The 20050-nt window shown below is 54.2% G+C and carries 17 protein-coding genes and 1 pseudogene; 10 read left to right on the top strand and 8 right to left on the bottom strand.

Going from position 1 to position 20050, the window contains the following annotated elements; all coding sequences use genetic code 11:
* Window positions 1–41: 41 nt before the first annotated feature.
* From yidC to rpmH, 4 genes are read right to left on the bottom strand one after another with little or no spacing between them, the layout of a single operon-like run.
* Entirely contained in the window at window positions 42–1694 is a 1653-nt protein-coding gene (gene yidC, locus FLS37_RS02665) for a membrane protein insertase YidC (protein ID WP_157314377.1), read from the bottom strand.
* Between the two features lie 39 nt (window positions 1695–1733).
* The gene (gene yidD / locus FLS37_RS02660) at window positions 1734–1943 is read right to left on the bottom strand and encodes a membrane protein insertion efficiency factor YidD (protein WP_157314376.1); all 210 of its coding nucleotides are present in this window, start codon (window positions 1941–1943) and stop codon (window positions 1734–1736) included.
* Window positions 1916–2293 carry a ribonuclease P protein component gene (gene rnpA / locus FLS37_RS02655; protein WP_157314375.1) on the bottom strand — a complete coding sequence of 126 codons (378 nt, stop codon included), beginning with the start codon at window positions 2291–2293 and terminating at the stop codon, window positions 1916–1918. The genes yidD and rnpA overlap by 28 nt, the downstream gene beginning before the upstream one ends.
* Before the next feature lie 33 nt (window positions 2294–2326).
* On the bottom strand, window positions 2327–2461 hold the full coding sequence (gene rpmH / locus FLS37_RS02650) for a 50S ribosomal protein L34 (RefSeq protein WP_081986631.1): 135 nt from the start codon (window positions 2459–2461) through the stop codon (window positions 2327–2329).
* Between the two features lie 239 nt (window positions 2462–2700).
* Between rpmH and dnaA the strand changes: the two genes are divergently transcribed.
* The 3 genes from dnaA (at window position 2701) to gyrB (ending at window position 7929) form a co-directional block, all read left to right on the top strand.
* Window positions 2701–4113 (top strand): chromosomal replication initiator protein DnaA, encoded by a 1413-nt coding sequence (gene dnaA, locus FLS37_RS02645; RefSeq protein WP_157314374.1) that lies wholly within the window; start codon window positions 2701–2703, stop codon window positions 4111–4113.
* Window positions 4114–4319: 206 nt separating this feature from the next.
* Complete coding sequence (dnaN, locus tag FLS37_RS02640) at window positions 4320–5426, top strand: DNA polymerase III subunit beta (RefSeq protein WP_157314373.1); 1107 nt, start codon at window positions 4320–4322, stop codon at window positions 5424–5426.
* Window positions 5427–5511: 85 nt separating this feature from the next.
* Window positions 5512–7929 (top strand): DNA topoisomerase (ATP-hydrolyzing) subunit B, encoded by a 2418-nt coding sequence (gene gyrB, locus FLS37_RS02635; RefSeq protein ID WP_198314461.1) that lies wholly within the window; start codon window positions 5512–5514, stop codon window positions 7927–7929.
* A 954-nt stretch (window positions 7930–8883) separates the two neighbouring features.
* Here the strand turns inward: gyrB and FLS37_RS17070 are convergent.
* The 4 genes and pseudogenes from FLS37_RS17070 to FLS37_RS02615 all read right to left on the bottom strand — a co-directional run.
* Window positions 8884–8998, bottom strand: a pseudogene (locus FLS37_RS17070) (type IV pilin protein); the annotation flags it as partial.
* The gene (locus tag FLS37_RS02625; RefSeq protein WP_157314371.1) at window positions 8995–9438 is read right to left on the bottom strand and encodes a hypothetical protein; all 444 of its coding nucleotides are present in this window, start codon (window positions 9436–9438) and stop codon (window positions 8995–8997) included. The gene FLS37_RS02625 and the pseudogene FLS37_RS17070, both read right to left, overlap by 4 nt.
* Window positions 9439–9452: 14 nt before the next feature.
* A complete protein-coding gene (locus FLS37_RS02620; protein ID WP_157314370.1) occupies window positions 9453–11579 on the bottom strand; it encodes a GspE/PulE family protein in 2127 nt (708 codons plus the stop codon).
* A 397-nt stretch (window positions 11580–11976) separates the two neighbouring features.
* Entirely contained in the window at window positions 11977–13398 is a 1422-nt protein-coding gene (locus FLS37_RS02615) for an MFS transporter (RefSeq protein ID WP_157314369.1), read from the bottom strand.
* 142 nt (window positions 13399–13540) lie between these two features.
* Between FLS37_RS02615 and FLS37_RS02610 the strand changes: the two genes are divergently transcribed.
* The 7 genes from FLS37_RS02610 (at window position 13541) to FLS37_RS02580 (ending at window position 19981) form a co-directional block, all read left to right on the top strand.
* Window positions 13541–14443: a LysR family transcriptional regulator gene (locus FLS37_RS02610; protein ID WP_157314367.1), complete on the top strand. Its 903-nt coding sequence runs from the start codon at window positions 13541–13543 to the stop codon at window positions 14441–14443.
* Entirely contained in the window at window positions 14433–15092 is a 660-nt protein-coding gene (locus FLS37_RS02605; protein ID WP_157314366.1) for a nucleotidyltransferase family protein, read from the top strand. Before FLS37_RS02610 ends, FLS37_RS02605 begins: the two co-directional genes overlap by 11 nt.
* 220 nt (window positions 15093–15312) lie before the next feature.
* Entirely contained in the window at window positions 15313–15948 is a 636-nt protein-coding gene (locus FLS37_RS02600; RefSeq protein WP_157314365.1) for a HugZ family protein, read from the top strand.
* Complete coding sequence (gene rstA / locus FLS37_RS02595) at window positions 15945–16673, top strand: two-component system response regulator RstA (RefSeq protein WP_157314364.1); 729 nt, start codon at window positions 15945–15947, stop codon at window positions 16671–16673. Before FLS37_RS02600 ends, rstA begins: the two co-directional genes overlap by 4 nt.
* Window positions 16674–17125: 452 nt before the next feature.
* A complete protein-coding gene (locus FLS37_RS02590; RefSeq protein WP_157314363.1) occupies window positions 17126–18427 on the top strand; it encodes an ATP-binding protein in 1302 nt (433 codons plus the stop codon).
* A 150-nt stretch (window positions 18428–18577) separates the two neighbouring features.
* The gene (locus tag FLS37_RS02585) at window positions 18578–19093 is read left to right on the top strand and encodes a histone (RefSeq protein ID WP_157314362.1); all 516 of its coding nucleotides are present in this window, start codon (window positions 18578–18580) and stop codon (window positions 19091–19093) included.
* An 84-nt stretch (window positions 19094–19177) separates the two neighbouring features.
* The gene (locus tag FLS37_RS02580) at window positions 19178–19981 is read left to right on the top strand and encodes a serine protease (RefSeq protein ID WP_157314361.1); all 804 of its coding nucleotides are present in this window, start codon (window positions 19178–19180) and stop codon (window positions 19979–19981) included.
* The last annotated feature ends 69 nt before the right edge of the window (window positions 19982–20050 follow it).

Raw genomic sequence — 20050 nt, 5'->3', positions numbered from 1 at the left:
CAAAACGCCACCCTGAGGTGGCGTTTTATTTAAGCTGAAAATTAGCTATTTTTGGCGAGCTGTGTTTGTTTTTCAACTTGCTTGGTGATCACGTATTGCTGTGCGATCGACAAGATGTTGTTCACGACCCAGTACAGTACCAGACCGGCCGGGAAGAAGAAGAAGAACACCGAGAAGGCAATCGGCATCCACTTCATCATCTTGGCCTGCATCGGATCAGGTGGCGGTGGCGACAATGATGATTGAACATACATCGACACCGCCATAATCAATGGCAAGATGTAGAACGGGTCTGGAATCGCCAAGTCGTGAATCCAGAATTCCCACGGTGCTTGGCGCAATTCAACTGCGGCCAATAACATCCAGTAGAAGGCGATGAAGACCGGAATCTGCACCAGCATCGGCAGGCAGCCGCCGAGCGGGTTGACCTTTTCGGTCTTGTACATTTCCATTACTGCTTGCTGGAATTTCATCCGGTCGTCGCCATGACGCTGTTTGAGCGCTTCCATGCGCGGTGCCAGCTGGCGCATTTTCGCCATTGAGCGGTAGCTGGCGCTGGCCAATGGGAAGAAAGCCAGTTTGATCAGTACCGTCACCAGAATGATCGCCCAGCCCCAGTTGCCCACAAAGCCGTGGATAAACTGCAGCACGGCAAACAGCGGTTTACTGAAGATGGTAAACATGCCGTAGTCTTTAACCAGGTCAAAGTCTTTGGCCACCGCGTCAAGACGCTTGGTTTCTTGCGGGCCTACATAGAGGCCGACTGATTTTTCCGCTTTTTGTCCGGCCGCAATTGTCGGAATATCGACGGTGGCGCTGACCGCAAACATATTGTCCGGCAGTGCTTTCATCTCATAACGGCAGGCATTCGGAGTGCAAACGCCAGCACCGTCTTTCGGCGAGAAAATCCAGCCCGAAGCAAAGTAATGCTGAATCATCGCAATCCAGCCATCTTTGGCGCTTGGGACGTATTTGGCTTCGCCTTTGGTGATTTTTTCAAAATCCACTTTCTGGAATTTGCCTTCGTCGGTGTAAACCGCCGGGCCAGTGAAAGTGTGTGTGCCAAACATGCCCGGGTTTTCTACTTTGCCATCACGGATCAGGCGGTAGTAGGCGCTGGCCGTCACTGGCGCTGCGCTGGCGTTGACGATTTCATACTTCACGTCCACCACATACTGATCGCGTTTGAAGGTATAGATTTTGGCAATCTTGACGCCGTTGGCCGTCACTTTTTCCAAGCGAACGGCCACTTCATTCTGGCCATCAGCCAGTGTGTAGCTGCTTTGTGCGCTGGTAAAGACGTCTTTGTGCGTTGGCAGGCCATCACCGAGCAAGCCGGTTTGCGCCACATAAATGTGCTCGCCTTCATCTTGCAGCAGAGTGAATGGTTTTTTCGGGTCTTTGCTGTCGCCATGCTTGAGCAATTTCACTTCACGCAGGTCGGCACCATTGGTGTCGATTACTGCTTGCAGTAAATCGGTGGTGACGCTGATGCGCTGGCCCTTGGCCAGGCGGCCTGCTTCAGGTTGCGCAGCGGTGCTGGCTGTTGCCGTCGCAGCGCCCGAGGCGGTGGCAACGCTGGAAGCAACCGCAGGCTTTTTAATCTGCGGGTATTGCTTCTCCATATACTGCTGCCAGAAATACAAAATGCCGAACGACAGCGCAATAAATACGATGAGTCTCTTGGTATCCATTTTATACGGACGAGCTCCCAACTCAGATTAAGTAGAAATTTAAGGTACCGGATCGTGGCCGCAATCACCCCAGGGGTGGCAGCGGCATAAACGGCGTACAGTCAGATAGCTGCCTTTGGCTGCGCCGTATTTCTGTACGGCTTCAATGCTGTACTGCGAGCAGCTAGGCACAAAGCGACAGCGCGGCCCCAGCAGCGGGCTGATCATAAGCTGATATAGTTTCACGAATGCGATGATAAGGCGCGACATGAGCGTATTTTCTTGAACAAACTCAATAAAGCAGCTCGGGCAGCCGCACCTTCCTGGCGATTGAACGCCTTGCGCGATCGCACCACGATATCCAGACCCGCCAATTGAGTGGCGTTTAGCCGGAAAGTTTCGCGAATCGTGCGTTTGATATAGTTGCGGCCTACGGCCCGCTTGTCGGTTTTTTTGCCGACAACCAGCCCTAGCCGGGCAGCCGAGCTCTGGTTGCGTTTGCCCAGAAGCTGGAAGTAATCATTGCCCACTGACGCGCGCAAACTAAAAACGGATGAAAAATCATCCGTTTTTAGTAAACGCGCAGAACGCGTAAAGCGGTAGCGGCCAACGCTACTCATACTGTGACCTGCTTTCGCAAACTCAAGCAAAGCTTAAGCAGACAGTACTTTGCGGCCTTTAGCGCGGCGTGCGTTCAGAACGCGACGGCCACCTACAGTGCTCATGCGAACGCGAAAGCCGTGGGTACGCTTGCGTTTGATTACAGAAGGTTGGAAAGTACGCTTCATGATAAATCCTAGATTGACAAAGGTGCAGTAAACACGCGATTTAATCAGTGAACCAATCACCTTGTCAAGCCAAAATGTAATGCGCTGTTCGGGATTAAATACACCGGGGCTGTGGATAAGTTGCGTATAAATCGGTACAATCGGCCGCTTCCCATTACCAACATGAATCCATTCACCTACCGCGCAAACGGCATGCATTCGCATTGCAGTCAACATGGCGTGGTGATGGACTGTCCCCAATGCAAATAAAAGTCTCGACTGAAGACCTGTGGTCACATTGTCTCAATGAGCTCCAGCAAAGCCTGGCGGCCAGCCAGTTTAATATCTGGATCAAGCCATTGGCCAATAGTGCGCAAGTGGTGGATGGAAGCTTGGTAATCGCCGTGCCCAACCAGATTTTTCTGCAGTTTATTCGTGATCGCTATCTGGGCATGATCGAAATGGCTGCCGCCAAGGTATGCAATGGCGTGCCGCCGCATATTGAATTGAAAGTGGGCGTTCTGGCTGCCAGTGCGCCGGCCGAGCGCAGCGCCAAACCGGCGACGCAAGAAACAGTTCAAGAGGCGCCTGCGCCGGTGCAAGCCGCGCCCAAGCCCGCCAAGCGTTTTGATGCGGCAGGCTCGAATCACGAATTATCCCGCCTCAATCCGGGCCACACTTTTGATACGCTGGTGACCGGTAAAGCCAATCAGGTGGCGCGCGCCGCCGCCATGCAGGTGGCCGAAAACCCCGGTGTGAGCTACAACCCGCTGTTTGTCTATGGTGGCGTAGGCTTGGGCAAGACGCACTTGACGCAGGCAATTGGTAATTTTGTACACCAGCACAACCCGCAAGCCAAAATCCGCTATATCCACGCCGAAAAATACGTGCAGGACGTGGTGAAGGCTTACCAGCACAAGTCATTTGACGACTTTAAAAAATACTATCACTCGCTCGATGTGCTGCTGGTGGATGATATTCAGTTTTTTGTGGGCAAAGATCGCACGCAGGAAGAATTCTTCTATCTATTTAATGCGCTGCTTGAGAGTGGTAAACAGATTATTCTGACCTCGGACAAAATTCCGCGCGAAATTGAAGGCTTGCAAGAGCGTCTGACCAGCCGTTTCTCCTGGGGTCTGATCGTGCCGATCGAGCCGCCGGAAACCGAAATGCGCGTGGCGATTCTGCTCAAGAAAGCCGAGGCCGAGCACTTTAAGCTTGACGCCAATGTGGCTTTTTTTATGGCCAAAAATATCCGCTCCAATGTGCGCGAGCTGGAAGGCGCTTTGAAGCGCGTGATGGCATATTCGCGCTTTACCAATCAATCGATCACGGTCGATTCGGCCAAGGAAGCGCTGCGCGATATTCTGGCTTCGGGTAATCGCCAGGTGTCGGTAGAAAATATCCAGAAAACGGTGGCTGATTTTTACAAGATCAAAGTGGCCGATATGCATAGTAAAAAGCGCACGCGCGATATTGCCCGGCCACGCCAGATGGCGATGGCGCTGACCAAAGAGCTCACGCAAATGAGCTTGCCAGCGATTGGCGACGCATTTGGCGGGCGTGACCACACCACGGTATTGCATGCCTGCCGCACGATTCAGGATTTCCGCCAGAGCGATCAGGAAATGGCGCATCAGTACAGTGTGCTGCTGCAGATGTTGCGCTCCTGATTGGGATGAAATCGGGTGACAATCCCGCTGGGATTTGCGCGCCGACTGGCCGGATAATTTGATGATTTGTGTGGTCGCGGTGCGCAAAGCATGATTTGCACACCCTACGGTGCTTTGCGCTGCCGTAATCTGATCAATTGCCCGTTTTCAGGTAGAATTGGGCTACTTTTTTTGTTAAACGATTTGGGACTCATAGGTGAGGGAAAATGCAACTGCTGCAAGCTGAACGCGATTCGCTCTTAAAACCGCTGGCTACCGTAACTGGTATCGTAGAGCGCAGACATACTTTGCCGATTCTCTCGAACGTGCTGATCAAAAAGGAAGGCGAGCGCTTGGTCTTTACCGGCACTGACCTTGAAATTCAGATTAGCAGCCAGCAGTTGGAAGGCTTTTCCGGCGGTGATTTTGCCATCACCGTGGCAGCGAAAAAGCTGTCGGACATTTTGCGCGCCATTCCCGATAAAACCGTGGTGTCGTTTGAAGAGGCCGAAGGCCGCCTGACGATCAAGGCTGGCAAAAGCCGCTTTGCGCTGCAAACACTGCCCGCCAATGATTTCCCGCAATTGGCCGTCGATACCAATCTGCGCGCTACTGTGCGCATGCCGCAAGGCCAATTGAAGGCGCTGCTCAGCCGCGTGCAATTTGCCATGGCACATCAGGATATTCGTTACTATCTGAACGGCATGTTCATGGTGACCGAGGGCAATTTGCTCAAACTGGTGGCCACCGACGGCCACCGCCTGGGTTTTGCTTCCACCGAGCTGACCAGCTCGTTTGATAAGAATGAAGTAATTCTGCCGCGCAAAACGATTCTGGAGCTGTATAAATTGCTCGCCGATGTGGACGACGAAGTCACCATCGACATCGCCAGCAATCAGGTGAAATTCAGCTTTGGCAATATCGTGATTCACAGCAAAGTGGTTGATGGCAAATTCCCCGACTACAACCGCGTGATTCCGCAAAACAATACCCGCCTGCTCAATGTTGACCGTCAGGCGCTGCTGTCGTCGATGCAGCGTGCCGCCATTCTGTCGAATGAAAAATTCCGTGGCGTGCGTCTGGTGCTCACCGACAATATGCTCAAAATCCTGTGCAACAACAATGAGCAGGAAGAGGCGCAAGAAGAACTAGAGGTGGTATATGGCCACGACCCACTGGATGTAGGCTTTAACATCCAATACCTACTGGATGTATTGACCAATCTATCGGTTGAAACGCTGCATTGCTATTTCGGTGACGTCAATTCCAGCGTGCTGGTGACGATTCCCGATAACGAGCACTTCAAATACATCGTAATGCCGATGCGTATTTAGTTGCAGGTGTGACCACAAAAGGGCGGCGACGCCCTTTTGTGTCTTGCAGCCTTTGTCTCTCACACCGAATTTCTGAATGAGTCCTATGAGCGAAAATAATCTTCCCGAAGTGAATCAGCCTGAATATGGCGCCGACAGTATCCGTATCCTGAAGGGTCTGGAAGCCGTACGCAAACGCCCTGGTATGTATATCGGCGACACGGGTGATGGCACTGGCTTGCACCATATGGTGTTCGAGGTGCTGGATAACGCCATTGACGAGGCGCTGGCCGGGCATTGCGACACGATCAAAGTCATTATTCATGCTGATAACTCGATTTCGGTCGAAGACAATGGCCGTGGTATCCCCACGGCGATCAAGGAGGACGACGAATTCAAGCGCTCGGCCGCTGAGATCGTAATGACTGAGCTGCACGCTGGCGGCAAGTTTGACCAGAACAGCTACAAAGTATCCGGTGGTTTGCATGGGGTGGGGGTATCGGTTGTTAACGCGCTATCAGACTGGCTGCGCCTGACTATACGTAGGGACGGTAAAGTACACTCGATGGAGTTCCGCCAAGGCGTAGCGGTATCGCCATTGAAAGTGATCGGCGAAACTGACCGCCGTGGTACCGAGGTGCATTTCTTCGCCTCGGTCGAGACTTTTGGCCTGATCGAATTCCATTTCGAAATCCTCGCCAAGCGCATTCGCGAATTGTCGTTCCTGAATAACGGCGTGAACATCCAGCTGCTCGACCGCCGCCACGGCAAAGAAGAAAACTTCAACTACACCGGCGGTGTGCGTGGCTTTGTTGAATATGTGAACCGCAACAAAACCGTACTGCACCCGCATATTTTCTACGCCATCGGCGAAAAAGACGGCATGACCGTTGAGGTGTCGATGCAGTGGAATGATTCGTACCAGGAATCGGTGCAATGCTTTACCAATAATATTCCGCAGCGCGACGGCGGCACGCACATGACCGCGCTGCGCCAGGTAATGACGCGTACGCTCAATCAATACATCGACAGCCACGACTTTGCCAAAAAAGCCAAAGTAGAAACCGGCGGCGACGATATGCGCGAAGGCCTGACCTGCGTATTGAGCGTGAAACTGCCTGATCCAAAATTCAGCAGCCAGACCAAAGATAAGCTGGTTTCCGGCGAAATCGCCCCGGTGGTGAATGAAGTAGTGAGCCAGGCGCTGGCCGACTTCCTGCTGGAAAACCCGACCGACGCCAAAATCATTTGCGGCAAAATCGTCGATGCAGCGCGGGCGCGTGAAGCGGCGCGTAAAGCGCGTGAAATCACCCGTCGTAAAGGCGTGCTCGATGGTCTTGGCCTGCCGGGTAAACTGGCCGACTGCCAGGAGAAAAACCCGGAATTGTCCGAGCTGTATCTGGTCGAGGGTGATTCCGCCGGCGGCTCAGCCAAGCAAGGTCGTGACCGTAAATTCCAGGCCATCTTGCCACTGAAAGGTAAGATTCTGAACGTGGAGCGCGCGCGTTTTGACCGTATGTTGGCGAGTCAGGAAGTTGGCACGCTGATTACCGCGCTCGGTTGTGGCATCGGCAAGGACGATTTCAATATCGAAAAACTGCGCTACCACCGCATCATCATCATGACGGATGCGGACGTGGACGGCTCGCACATCCGTACACTGCTGCTCACCTTCTTCTACCGCCAATTGCCTGAGCTGGTTGAGCGCGGCTATATCTATATCGCCCAGCCGCCACTCTTCAAAGTGAAGCAAGGCAAGCGCGAAACCTATCTGAAAGACGAGCAGGAACTGAAGCAATACCTGCTGCGCGCCGCGATGGATGGCTCCGAACTATTGCCAAACGGCGCTGATCACGCTGGTATCGCTGGCGAAGCGCTGGAAACGCTGGCGAAGCAGTATTTCGTCACCGAAGCGGTGATCGAGCGCGAAAGCCGCTTTATCGACCCGATGATCCTGAACGCCATGCTCACCATGCAGCCGCTTAGCCTGGAAAGCGAAGCCGCCGCGCAAGATTCGGCCAACCGCCTGGCCGACGCTGTGAAGCACCCGGCCTTTACTTTTGTGGTAGAGCCGGTAGAAGCGGGCCACCAGATTCGCATCGCCCGCCACCTGCATGGCGTAACCACGATGCAATACATCGACAACGATTTCATCCTGTCGGGCGATTACGCGCAAATCAAAAAAATGGCCGAAATGCTATTGGGTTTGATCGGCGACAAAGCCATCATCCGCCGTGGCGACCACACCCAGCCAGTGCGCAATTTCAAAGAAGCACTGGACTGGCTGCTGGCCGAAGTGCGCCGCAATATGAGCATCCAGCGCTATAAAGGCTTGGGCGAGATGAACCCCGAGCAGCTATGGGAAACCACAATGGACGTCACCGTGCGCCGCCTGCTGAAAGTGAACATCGGCGACGCGATTGCCGCCGACGAAGTGTTCACCACGCTGATGGGTGACCAAGTAGAACCACGCCGTCACTTCATCGAGCAAAACGCGCTGGTGGCACGGAATCTCGACGTTTAAAGTGTCGGGTGACGCAGAAGGTGAAAACTGTGCCAAGTTAATGAAAAACTTGTGACTCAGAAAATGAAAAAAGCTCCGAACGTGGAGCTTTTTTCACAATAAGCAGGGGCGTTTGCACTTGCCTTGTTGATCAATATCCAAAGCAACACTCACCGGCAACTTGATCCGACGATCAACCCATCCGCTTACTTGGTAGGTAGAATTTTGGCCAAGGTGGACTGAATCCACCTAAGGTGATGTCCGAAATCATCGAGCCACAACAGATCTCCGGTTCCTAATGGCTGTTTGCTACACCATTAGGTGCATGCTGACATTTTTGACTATGTGGGTTATACCACTGCCCAGCAGGGCAATTATGATTGTTGAGTGATGGGGCTGTTGTTGGAGTGATGACTGTGCGTGCTGTGGGACTTGGATTCGGAGGTAATGTGCTTGATGGGCCCACTTGTGTTGTTGGCCATGCTGATCCCTGAGGCGCTAAAGTTGGTGCAGGTGTTGGGTTGTTTGTTGCGCTTGTTGTTGATTGGGGGAGTTGGGGCTTAAGCTCTCCTCCGCAAACTGCATGAGTTTGTGGTGCAATGCCCCGGCAAATCATTGCATCTTTCTCCGTGAGCGCTACTGAGTAACTCATAATGCTCGAGAGTCCAACAAGATTTGGCTCAACTTTTCCTATGCGTTGAAAGTACCTGAGCGCGGCCTGTGCTGAGCCCATGCTGTACTGCTTGTTAGCACTGGCGCATACATTCATCACGGGGCGAAAATCGTTGGGTTGGCCCTCTAGTGGCGCAAATCCAACCGTTAGCGTTACATAGGGGTCATTAATGTTAACTGCGTTAGCCTGTTCTAGAAATGATTGGCAGATCGGAATATTGGTTTCATCGACTTCTATAATAGCGGTGGCTGTTCTTAATCGATCGTATTGAACGATAACCTCTGCAGCTCGTGCTTTATAAACGTAATAATCATAAGCTGGCAGTGCAATTGCCGCTAAAATCCCAATCACTGCGACAACGGTCATTGTTTCGATGAGCGTAAATCCATGCTGATGTGGGTCATATTTGCTATTCATCGTGTAGCCTCTTGTAGTGATGTAGCACTTTCCCATTCAATCAACGATTGTCCTGCCCTTGCAATCAATCGATAGGATTGGGTGTCGTGTTGATTAATTTCAATTTGATACTGAACAATCGCTGCAAGTGCTGGATTGCTAAGCTGACTGGGAAGCTTTCCATCAATTTCCCGATGTGCATCAATATCATTTTTTGCCATTTCAAGTGCTTGGGCTAAATCTTTTTTTTCTTGGTGCAAATTGGGTTGGTGACTTAAATAATAGCCCCATAAACCAACTGCACAAATCCAACTTAAAGCACTAATAATCGGAAGTATTTTTCTTTTTTTTGTTTCACTTAAAGCGAGCAGGCTTTCTCGCCTTCTCTTTTTGGTGCTTTCTTCAATTTCAACAGCTCGGATCAAACCGCTGATATTTTGTACGGGTGCTTGTTTTGACATGCTTATTTCCAAGGTTAAGTGCCTATCCCATTAAAGTTGCCTAATGCCATGCGGATGCGGCACTCTAAATCGCCCATAATCATTGGCTTTGTCAGATACGGAATATGAATGCCATGTGTCCGCCAAGATAAGGTGCAATGTTCTAAACCTGCTGGCAGTAGGGTGATAGCAGGGAGTCGACTCCAGGCTAAATGGCGGAGCGCATCTTGCATTATTAAAATTAAATTATCTTCGGGTATATCATCGCCGATATCACCCAACAACATCACTATGCTGTTATTGCTTTTCAGTAATTGACAAGCATCACGTGCCGTCGGTGCAAAAAACACGCTAAATCCGGCATTTTCAAGTTGTGAGCTCAATTCGGCTGATGGGGTCCGGCTAATCACCAGTACACCCGCAGCCATTGTTTTTCCTGAAGAAAGTTCGGTGTAGATAACATCAGGGGGTGGGCAATCGTGTAAGAGTGCTAGGTCTAGCCAAAAATGCTGCCCAAGCACAGAAATAGCCTCGTCAACCGTGGTATGACCCGTAGCGATGTGGTTCATTGCCGAAGTGGTCATCGAGTTAAGCGATGACAAGCTAATTTCGGGGCGTTGGGTTAATTCGGTACCGCCGCGCGCAATTTGCTGTCGGATGGCGCCGGTGATCTCAATGATTTCGCAAATGGGGAAGCGGCCTTGATAACCACTGAAATTACATTCAGGACAACCTACAGGTCGAAATGGCGGCGTGATGCCAGTAATACGTTCAAACTCTTGTTCTTCGACACTAAGTGGCGCTTGAACCGGTTTTTGGCAGTGTTTGCATAATCTACGCGCCAAGCGCTGCGCCACAATGCCACTGAGTGCTTCTGCGAGTAAAGTGGGCTTGCAGCCCAGGTCGACCAGTCTGTTAATCGCCGACCATGCATCATTGGTATGCAAAGTAGAAAAAACTAAATGCCCAGTCATTGCTGCTTGCAGGGCAATTGCTGCCGTTTCTTCATCACGAATCTCACCAATTAGCAAAACGTCAGGGTCTTGCCTTAAAGCGCTGCGCAGTGCGCTGGCAAAGGTTAACCCCGCTTTATCGTTGACATCGACCTGTGAAATGCCTGGGATCACATACTCAACCGGGTTTTCAACCGTGATGATGGTACGCTGAACCGTGTTTAACTCACGCAATAGCGAGGCTAATGTTGAAGTTTTTCCCGATCCAGTCGGCCCCGTAATCAAAATGAGCCCAGAGCGCTGATTGGCCATTTTACGGATACACTGCATTTCAGCAATTGCAAAGCCACAGCTACTTAATTGAATACTTTTATTTTGTTCGAGAAAGCGAACAACAATACGTTCGCCATCCCTTGCGGGCAAGGAGGAGACGCGTAAATCAAATTCCATCTGATTGTGTTGCAGCGCGATCCGACCATCTTGCGGGATGCGCTCATTAGTCGGGTCCATGCTGGCCAGCGCTTTAAAATAACGGCATAAGGGCTCGTAAACTTCGGCGGGCAATAGGGCGATCCGATGCATGATGCCATCGACGCGTACGCGAATTGCTCCACCACCCAAAAACGGTTGGATATGTAAGTCGGATGCTTTAAGGCGAATCGTTTCACGAATGAGCTCTTTGGCTAATTTGACCAATGATTGATCGCTCGTGAAGTCCATAACTTCACTGGTGATGACGAGCGAGCCAGTAAAGTAATTCCCGCCGTCAGATGTGCTGCGTGAATAGGCAAACTGAATCGCGCTTTCTAGGTCTTCCGGCAGTGCCATCATCATTTTGACGCGACCTTCTACCCCAAAGCGTAAAAAATCAATGACCTCTTCGTCGCATGGGTTGGCTACTGCGACGACCAACTGCTCTTCGTCGCGGTAAAGCGGCAAGATTTGGCTTTCTCTGGCTTTGCTCGACGGGATGGCATCCAGCGCATCAGCTTGGGGCTCCAGTACGGTCACGCACTCCATCCCCAAATGTTTGGCGACCACGGCATGCAAACTTTCAAGATCATTTTCCGTCGCGTGAGCCAAGCTGCGCCAAAAGCTGGCAATGCTGCCCACTGCCGCTAAATCGGCAACTTGTTTATTGTCGGGGTACAGCAGGCAAACGAGGCGGCGAAGTTGCTCCAAATGATCGCTATGCAGGGTTTCTGTCACAGTATTCTCTTCGCTAATTGGTTTTTTAGTGTAAGTAGTCCATATGGATTATTCAAAGAGAATTGCGGCTTCTTTGAAGTGCATATCACATTCTTGCCTGACGTTTGCTAAGCTAAAACGATAGCGTCGTGCTGACAGAATGTGATGGTGCGGCACTCCCTCGGAGATGCTCATTAATCCTCAAAAGCAACGCGCCAGTACCGTAGGGTTGCTTAGCACAGGGTAATTGCCCTGCTCGTAATTTGAGGGTAAGTGTTGGGCGTGGTTTTTTTGTAATACCTGTATGGGTATCAACCTACATTCCTTGGTTGGAAAAGACTTGATCGCTATACGTTGACGGGTCTTCTGTAGGATCTGTCACAGTACGTGCTATTTCCCCGCCTGATCATAGTCGCCATCAACCTCGCCCCCGCATCCTGAACGCAATCAGCAGCGCTATCGTGACCAGCGCGGTGGCGAGCTGGAAGGTGGTGTGCATGCCGCTGGCGGCGGTTTGTGCGCTGGTGTGGCTGGCTTGCTGCGATGCCCAGGCAAATACGGCGGCCATGAGCGATGCGCCGCTGATCAGCCCCAGATTGCGCGATAGATTGAGCAAGCCGGAGATCAGGCCGCGCTGCGTGGCCGGTATATTGGCCAGTGTGGCGGTGTTGTTGCCCACCATAAAAAATGCGTAGCTGGCCGTGATCAGCACCACCGGCGCGATATAGCCCGCCAGCCCCCAGTGCAGCGGCATTAGCGATAGCGCCAGCGTGCCGCCAAAGATGCCCAGCAGCGCCAGCCGGGTGATTTTGGCCGCGCCAAGATGATCAACCACGTAGCCAGCGGGTACGCCGCACAGCGCCGCCACGGCGGGGCCGATGGCTAGCACCAGGCCGGTTTGTCTCACATTGAGCCCGAATGCCTGCGCCAGATAAAAAGGCCCAACCACTAGCAGCGTCATCACCAGTGCGGCCACAATGCCGTTCATCATCAGGCTGGCGGCCAGCGCGTGCTGGCGAAATAGCGCCAGCTGGATCAGCGGTGCGGTGCTGCGTTTTTGCTGCCAGACCAACAGCGCCAGCCCGGCCGCCGCCAGCATCAGCCAGCTGCTGAGGCCAAATTGGCGCTGCGTCATCGCCAGCGCATACGCGGCCAGCGTTGCCGCCAGCAGCAGGGTGCCGGTGTAATCAAAGCGGGATGTGCTCTGTTTGTCGCTTGGCGGTGCGGCGGGCAAATAGCGCCAAGCGAGCAGCAAGGCCAGCATACCCAGCGGTGCGGTGAGCAGAAAAATAGCCCGCCAGCCCAGCGCATCAATCAATACACCACCCAGCGATGGCCCCAGCGCGGTGCCTACCGCCGACATGCTGCCCAGCAGCCCCATCGCGCGGCCTGCTTTGGCCGACCCTAGCGTTTCGCCAATCAGTGCCATCGACAGCGCCATCATCATCGCCGCGCCCAGCCCCTGCACAAAGCGTGCGGCAATCAGCAGCGCCAGATTGCTGGCCAAGCCGCCAGCCAGTGAGGCCAGCGAAAATAGTAGCAGACCAATCAGCAGCAGCCTGCGCCGCCCCAGCAGATCGCCCAGCCGCCCCACGCCCACAATCAGGCTGGTAATCGCCAGCAAATAAGCCAGCACCACCCACTGCACGGCTTGAAAAGAGGCCGCAAAAGCCTGCGCCAGCGCGGGCAAGCCCACATTGGCAATGCTGATGCCCAGCGAGGCCAGCAGGGTAGATAGTGCCAGCGCCAGCTGGGCTGCGGCCAAGTGATGTGTAGATGGGTGTGCGGGTTGGTGGACAGGGGCGGGTATCGCGTTGGGTACAGAATCAGGCGTACTCATGATGAGCTCTCCGGTGGCTGGCTGATGGCTATACCTTATCCGCCCGCCACAGCAGGCGGAAGGTGCATGGTTTGCACTTGATCCGTGCGTCTGGCGCTATCTTTGGGTGTTGTGTCGGCGCTGGGCGGATTAGAATAGGCGCATGACTCCACCCGATTTCAATTTGCTGATTACGCTGGATGCCTTGCTTAGCGAGGGCAGCGTGGCGCGTGCGGCACGCCGCCTGCATTTAAGCCCGTCGGCCATGAGCCGCGCGCTGGCACGCCTGCGCGACACCACGGGCGATCCTTTGCTGGTGCGCTCCGGTCGCGGCATGGTGCCCACCCCCAGGGCTTTGCAGCTGCGCGAATCGGTGGCCGATCTGGTGCAGCAAGTCGAATCCGCCTTGCGCCCAGCCACCGCGCCGGATCTGTACACGCTAACGCGGACATTTGCGCTGCGCTGCAGCGATGGCTTTGTGGAAAATTTCGGCCCCGCCTTGCTGGCGCGGCTGCATGCGCAAGCGCCCGGCGTGCGGCTGCGCTTTGTGCAGAAATCCGATCTGAACGACAGCGCATTGCAGCAGGGACGTGTCGATCTGGAAACCGGCGTGGTCACCATCCACACCCGCCCCGATCTGCGCACCCGCGCGCTGTTTCGCGATCATTTTGTTGGCGTGGTGCGGCTGGGGCACGCCTTGAGCCAGCAGGACATCACGCCGCAGCGCTACGCCGCCGGGCAGCATATTCTGGTCTCGCGGCGCGAGCAGGAAACAGGGCTGGTTGATGACGCGCTACAGCCGCTGGAGCTAAGTCGGCAGATTGCCTGTTTTGTGGGCGGTTTTGCCACCGCGCTGGCGCTGGTGCGCGATTCCGATCTGATCACCGCCGTGCCCGAGCGCCACACTCGCCAGCTGCGCGTCGGGCTGCATACTTTTGCACTGCCGCTGGCCTTGCCGCAGATCACCGTGTCGATGCAATGGCACCCGCGCATGGATGCCGATCCGGCGCATCGCTGGCTGCGCACTGTGCTGGCCGAGGTGTGCGGTGAAGCCGATGCGGACTGATCCGGCCCTGGCGGCCACGGAAAAATCGGTACACACCTCCACACCCGAGCAAGCCCGCGCCGAATACGCCGCGCGCATCGTTAGCTGCGTCAAAGCCAACCCCAGCCTGCTGGCCGCCTTGCACACCGCGCGCGAGCTGCAATTACCCCAGTGGTGTATTGCCGCCGGAGCTATTCGCAATCTGGTCTGGAGCCATATACATGGCATGGATTTTGAGCCGGGTGAAATCGACCTGGTGTATTGGGATGATGCCGACGCCGACTCCAGCGCAGAGCGCGATCAGGCGTTGCAAGCCCAATTGGCGCAGCGCATGCCGCAGTTTGATTGGGATGTCACCAATCAGGCCGGGGTGCATTACTGGTATCGCGGCGAAGATGGCCGCCGCTTTGCGCCGTTTGCATCCACCCTGGCCGGAATGGCAAGCTGGCCGGAAACCGCCACGGCGGTAGGTGTGTCGCTTGATGAGGCCGACCAGCTGCAAATCTGGGCACCTGTGCTGGCGCACGGCGACACGGGGCTGGCCGATCTATTTGCGCTGCGACTGCGGCACAATCCCGCCCGCGTTTCGCAGGCGCAGTTTCAGGCGCGTCTGGCGCAAAAGCGCTTTCTGCAACGCTGGCCCCGGCTGACCTTGGTCGGCGCAGATTGATGGGCAGATGCTGAGGCCAACAAAAGGAATAGCGCTGGCCAGCGTTGAAGTTTACAAAGTGCGGCGCGCCGCTTAGCCCCTAGTTCAGCGCAGCAGTCCCGCTTGCCCCTCACGATCTGTTGCCTGCATCACCCTGGCGGCGCGAAAGCGCAGCACTGCGGCGCTGCAGTGAGTAAAATCGGCGCTTGCTAAGGAGAAACCGCTCCAAGGAGAAACCGCTATGTTGTGGCCCGAAGTCATGGCCCTGATCCGTCGCAGCCGCATGCTGGCTTTGGCGACTCATTCCACGCACATGCCGGGCTATCCCCATGTGTCGTGGCTGCCCACGGTGGCCGATGAAGCTGGGCGACCGCTGGTGGTGATCAGTCGTCTGGCCGAACACACGCAAAATATCCTGCAGAACCATAAAGTGAGCGTGCTGCTGCACGATGATGACATGGCCTTGGAGAAGGCCAGATTGACCATTCTGGGCGATTTGCAGCCTGTAGCACCGGATGAGCTGCTCGCTGCGCGCTTGGCGCGTTACAATCCTCAGTTGGCCGCTTGTCTGGACATGGGCGATTTTTCCGTCTGGCGACTGTGGCCGCGTCGGGCACGCCTGATTGCCGGATTTGGCCGCATGGGCTGGGTTGAGGGCGATGAATGGGAAAGCGCTGCGGCGCTGACTCTGGCGCAGGAGGCCGAGCTGATCGCCGCCAGTGTCATCGGCGCTGGCGAGCTGCTGGGCGTGGATCTGGCCGGGTGTGATATCCGGTTGGGCGAGCAGATCCGGCGTTTTGAATTTGCCACCATTTGCCATGATGCCACCGGGGTGGCACAGGCTTTGAAACACATTGCAAGGGATATAACTGCATGAACACGCGGGTATTGTTTGTTGAGGACGACGCTGATCTGGCCGAGCTGATTGGCGGCTTTTTACGCTCGTTCGAGTTTTCGGTGGATGTTTTGCCCGATGGTTTGCAGGTGATTGATCGTGTCCGGGCTGATCCGCCCGAGCTGATTCTGCTTGATATCATGCTGCCCGGCAAAGACGGCTTGACGCTATGCCGCGAGCTGCGCGAGTTTTACACCGGCCCGATTATTCTGCTGACTTCGCTCAATAGCGATATGAATCAGATTCTGGGCTTTGAAATTGGCGCGACCGATTATGTGGTTAAAACCACGCCGCCATCGGTCTTGCTGGCGCGCATCCGGGCGCATTTGCGCCATGTGGGGCAAAAGGGCGCCGATCTGCTGGCGATTGCACCGGCAAAAGATCAGTCGGTACTCAATTTTGGCAAGCTGCAGATTGATGCACGTAACCGCAGCGCCAAATACCGTGGCGCGCCGATGGGGCTATCGACCAGCGATTTTGATCTGTTGTGGGAGCTGGCCAGCCACGCTGGCGAGATTCTCAGCCGCGATCATTTGCTGAAAAAACTGCGCGGCATCGAATACGATGGTCTGGATCGCAGCATGGACGTGGCCATTTCGCGCCTGCGCAAAAAGTTGGACGACGATCCGCTCGACCCGCTGAAAATCAAAACCATCCGCAACAAGGGGTATCTGTTCGCAGCCGATATCTGGTGGCAGGAAGAGTAAGTGCGCTGCTGTTGCTGATCAAGCTCACTCACTTAGATTTATTTTGAAGATGGCTTGTTGGGTATATGGCTGCAGAGCTTGTTGGATATGGTCTGTGAGCTTATACCTTGTTGATTTTTGGTGTGTTCAGATTTTGTGTTGATATGATTGAAAATGAACTGAATTAGCTCCTTCCCCCTTGATGGGGGAAGGTTGGGATGGGGGTGGAAATGCTTGATTTGACGATCAATTCAACCTATCACCCTCACCCTAGCCCTCTCCCATCAAGGGAGAGGGGACAAAAGCGATTCTACGGCTCAAAAAGCCATCAACACGTCATCTGAACATGACCGTGGTTTTGCTAGGGCGAGGGTGCAAGGATTGGCGCAGCGATTGATCAGCCCGGTCAACTCGTTGCGAGCGCATCTGCGAGTTCCTTGTGTGGCTTCACTGTCTCTGGTTTATGGATTGATATGCGCCAGGTATTTATTCGCTTTTACCTCACCGTCGTGCTGTGTTTTCTCGCTTCATCGTTGCTGATTGGCGGTTTTTACAAGCAGATGATCGAGCGCACCAATCAGCGCTATCTGAGCGATATGTTTCTGTCGACCGTCTCGCTGATCGAGAAAGAGCTGGGCGATCTGCCGCAATCGATGTGGCATGACGAGGCGTCGCGCCTGCGCGGCAAGCTGCCGGTGCCAGTGGAGATCGAGGCGCTCGATGCCTATGTGCTGTCGGAAGAAAACAAGGCCTCATTGCAGCGCGGCGATATTATTTTATTGCGTGATCGCGGCCTGTATTTGCACCGTATTCATAAAACCCAGCAGATGGTGGTGCTGGGGCCGATTTCGTTTCTGGAGTCGCTCGACGGCATTTCATGGATGGATATTCTGGCGCTGGTGCTGATGTGTCTGGCGCTGGGGATTCCCACCTGGTTGTGGCTGCGGCCATTCTGGCGCGATCTGATTCAGGTGATCCGGCAAAGCCGCCGGCTGGGTTCCGGTGATTTCTCCGTGCGCGTTAGTCTGGAAGACAGCTCGCCACTGGCGGCGCTGGGCTCCAACTTTAACCGCATGGCGCACGATGTCGAGGAGCTCACCGCTTCGCGCCGCGCCATGATTGATGCCGTCTCGCACGATTTGCGCACCCCGCTGGCGCGCTTGCGCTATCGGCTGGAGGCGATCAAGGCCGGAGCCAATAGTGAATCGCAAGTGGCTGGCATCGAGCGTGATCTGGGGCAGATCGACCAGCTGATTGACGAATGGCTGACGATGTCCAGTCTGGATAGCCCGCAATTGCGCATGGAAGTGCAGCCGCTGGAAATCGTGCCGTGGCTGCAGCGTTTGCTGAACGAATATACGCTCGATGGCACCGAGCCGACGCTGGACAATGCCACCGGCCAGCCCAGCCCGCTGTTTGACGTCGATAGCTATTACTTTGGCCGCGCCGTAGGCAATCTGCTCTCGAATGCCCGCCGTTATGGCGGTAAACAGATTCATCTGACCTTGCTATGGCAGGACGGTACGGCCACGCTGCATATCGACGATAATGGCGAGGGCATCCCGGTGGAAGACCGCGCACGCCTGCTGCAACCGTTTACGCGGCTGGAAGGCAGCCGCAACAAAGCCACTGGCGGATTTGGTCTGGGGCTGGCAATTGTGGCCATGATTATGCGCGGTCACGGTGGTGCAGTCAGCATTCACGATGCGCCCAGCGGCGGAGCTAGGCTGAGTCTGAGCTGGCCCACGCCGATGCGCTCGGGCGATGCCCTGTAAGATGATGTAGTAAGCTGTAGTAGAACTACGTACTTTACGTTACACATCATCACTAAGTATGTAGTGCAGCCATCGTAGTGAAACTCCATAATTCGCCGCGTTGAGGTATCCACTTTCGGATACTGTTAAAAAGAATATCGGAGTTTGAAGATGAACAAGATTGCTGCTGGTGTTATCGCTACCGTATTTGCTGCTGCTTCAGTATTTGCTGTTGCTGCTCCTGCTAAAAAAGCTTCTGCTGCTTCTGTAGCTTCTAAAGCTTCTGCTGTACAAAAAGCACAAGCGAAAAAGGCTTCTGCCGTAGCTTCTAAAGCATCTACTGCGCAAAAAGCACAAGCTAAAAAGGCTTCTGCTGTAGCTTCTAAAGCATCTACTGCACAAAAAGCACAAGCTAAAAAGGCTTCTGCTGTAGCTTCTAAAGCATCTGCTGCACAAAAAGCACAAGCTAAAAAGGCTTCTGCTGTAGCTTCTAAAGCATCTGCTGCGCAAAAAGCACAAGCTAAGAAAGCTTCTGCTGTAGCTTCTAAAGCATCTACTGCACAAAAAGCACAAGCTAAAAAGGCTTCTGCTGTAGCTTCTAAAGCATCTGCTGCGCAAAAAGCACAAGCTAAAAAAGCCTCTGCGGCTTCTGTAGCTTCTAAAGCTTCTGCTGTTGCAAAAAAATAATCCGGAATCAATTTTCCGCTGATTGAAAAAGGACGGCTTGCCGTCCTTTTTTACGTTCTGTTGATCTCCCCAGGAGCGCCGCCCATGCGTTTGTCCGGTTTGCTAATCGCCCTATTATTACCCGCTGCGGTGTTGGCCCAGGATGAGGCGCAGCTGCAGAAAGAGCGGCAGGCCCTGTTTTTTGGCCACGATGATCGCGTCAATATTGCTGCGCCCTACGCTGCGCCTTATGCCGCGATTGGCCGACTGGAAGTGAAATCGGGCGGCACCTGTACGGCAACTTTGGTGGCGCCTGATCTGGCGCTCACGGCGGCGCACTGCTTTTTGATGACGCCACGCAAAATCGACGCCGGGCGCTGGTTTATGGCGGGTTTTCATCATGGCAAATATCAGGCACGCTATCAGGTAACAGGGCAGCTTTTTCACCCCAAGTTTCGTCAGGGGCTCACTTATAAGGGCGATGATGTCTATATCGAGCCCAGCGCTGCGCCCTACGATATCGCCTTGCTCAGGCTGAAACTGCAAGATGGCATTGCGCCATCCCCCATGCCGGTATTTCGCGGAAACCGGCAGCGCTTGATGCAGGCCATTTTGCGCTCGCAGCAAAAAGTGAATCAGGGCGGCTTTGCGGAAGACCACGATACGATCTTGTCGGCCCATTTGGGCTGCTTACTCACGCAGTTGCGCAGCAATGGCACGATTTTCCATCGCTGCGATACCTTGTCGGGCGATTCGGGCTCGCCAATCTGGATAGATTTGCCCACCGGGCCCACGCTGATTGCGGTGCAAAGCTCGGCTCCAGACTGGTTTAATCGCCAGCAGGCCGATAATGTGGGCGTGACCGTGCTGCAATTACCCGCAGGCGCGGGCAAACTTTTGCCAAAATAAAGCCCGGCTTGGCGGGCGACTGGCTAAATCCGTTTCACGTCGCTTCTAGTAAGCGATACAATGTGCTGA

This window comes from Chitinibacter sp. GC72 (assembly GCF_009760905.1).
Taxonomy (GTDB): Bacteria; Pseudomonadota; Gammaproteobacteria; order Burkholderiales; family Chitinibacteraceae; genus Chitinibacter.
Note: the sequence above shows the minus strand (reverse complement) of the source record. Positions and strands in the feature narration are given on the sequence as shown.

What these genes read in the sequence shown, in the direction of transcription:
- yidC (WP_157314377.1), bottom strand. Translation starts at nt 1,694, where the DNA reads ATGGATACCAAGAGACTCATCGTATTTATTGCGCTGTCGTTCGGCATT.
- yidD (WP_157314376.1), bottom strand. Translation starts at nt 1,943, where the DNA reads ATGTCGCGCCTTATCATCGCATTCGTGAAACTATATCAGCTTATGATC.
- rnpA (WP_157314375.1), bottom strand. Translation starts at nt 2,293, where the DNA reads ATGAGTAGCGTTGGCCGCTACCGCTTTACGCGTTCTGCGCGTTTACTA.
- rpmH (WP_081986631.1), bottom strand. Translation starts at nt 2,461, where the DNA reads ATGAAGCGTACTTTCCAACCTTCTGTAATCAAACGCAAGCGTACCCAC.
- dnaA (WP_157314374.1), top strand. Translation starts at nt 2,701, where the DNA reads ATGCAAATAAAAGTCTCGACTGAAGACCTGTGGTCACATTGTCTCAAT.
- dnaN (WP_157314373.1), top strand. Translation starts at nt 4,320, where the DNA reads ATGCAACTGCTGCAAGCTGAACGCGATTCGCTCTTAAAACCGCTGGCT.
- gyrB (WP_198314461.1), top strand. Translation starts at nt 5,512, where the DNA reads ATGAGCGAAAATAATCTTCCCGAAGTGAATCAGCCTGAATATGGCGCC.
- FLS37_RS02625 (WP_157314371.1), bottom strand. Translation starts at nt 9,438, where the DNA reads ATGTCAAAACAAGCACCCGTACAAAATATCAGCGGTTTGATCCGAGCT.
- FLS37_RS02615 (WP_157314369.1), bottom strand. Translation starts at nt 13,398, where the DNA reads ATGAGTACGCCTGATTCTGTACCCAACGCGATACCCGCCCCTGTCCAC.
- FLS37_RS02610 (WP_157314367.1), top strand. Translation starts at nt 13,541, where the DNA reads ATGACTCCACCCGATTTCAATTTGCTGATTACGCTGGATGCCTTGCTT.
- FLS37_RS02605 (WP_157314366.1), top strand. Translation starts at nt 14,433, where the DNA reads ATGCGGACTGATCCGGCCCTGGCGGCCACGGAAAAATCGGTACACACC.
- FLS37_RS02600 (WP_157314365.1), top strand. Translation starts at nt 15,313, where the DNA reads ATGTTGTGGCCCGAAGTCATGGCCCTGATCCGTCGCAGCCGCATGCTG.
- rstA (WP_157314364.1), top strand. Translation starts at nt 15,945, where the DNA reads ATGAACACGCGGGTATTGTTTGTTGAGGACGACGCTGATCTGGCCGAG.
- FLS37_RS02590 (WP_157314363.1), top strand. Translation starts at nt 17,126, where the DNA reads ATGCGCCAGGTATTTATTCGCTTTTACCTCACCGTCGTGCTGTGTTTT.
- FLS37_RS02585 (WP_157314362.1), top strand. Translation starts at nt 18,578, where the DNA reads ATGAACAAGATTGCTGCTGGTGTTATCGCTACCGTATTTGCTGCTGCT.
- FLS37_RS02580 (WP_157314361.1), top strand. Translation starts at nt 19,178, where the DNA reads ATGCGTTTGTCCGGTTTGCTAATCGCCCTATTATTACCCGCTGCGGTG.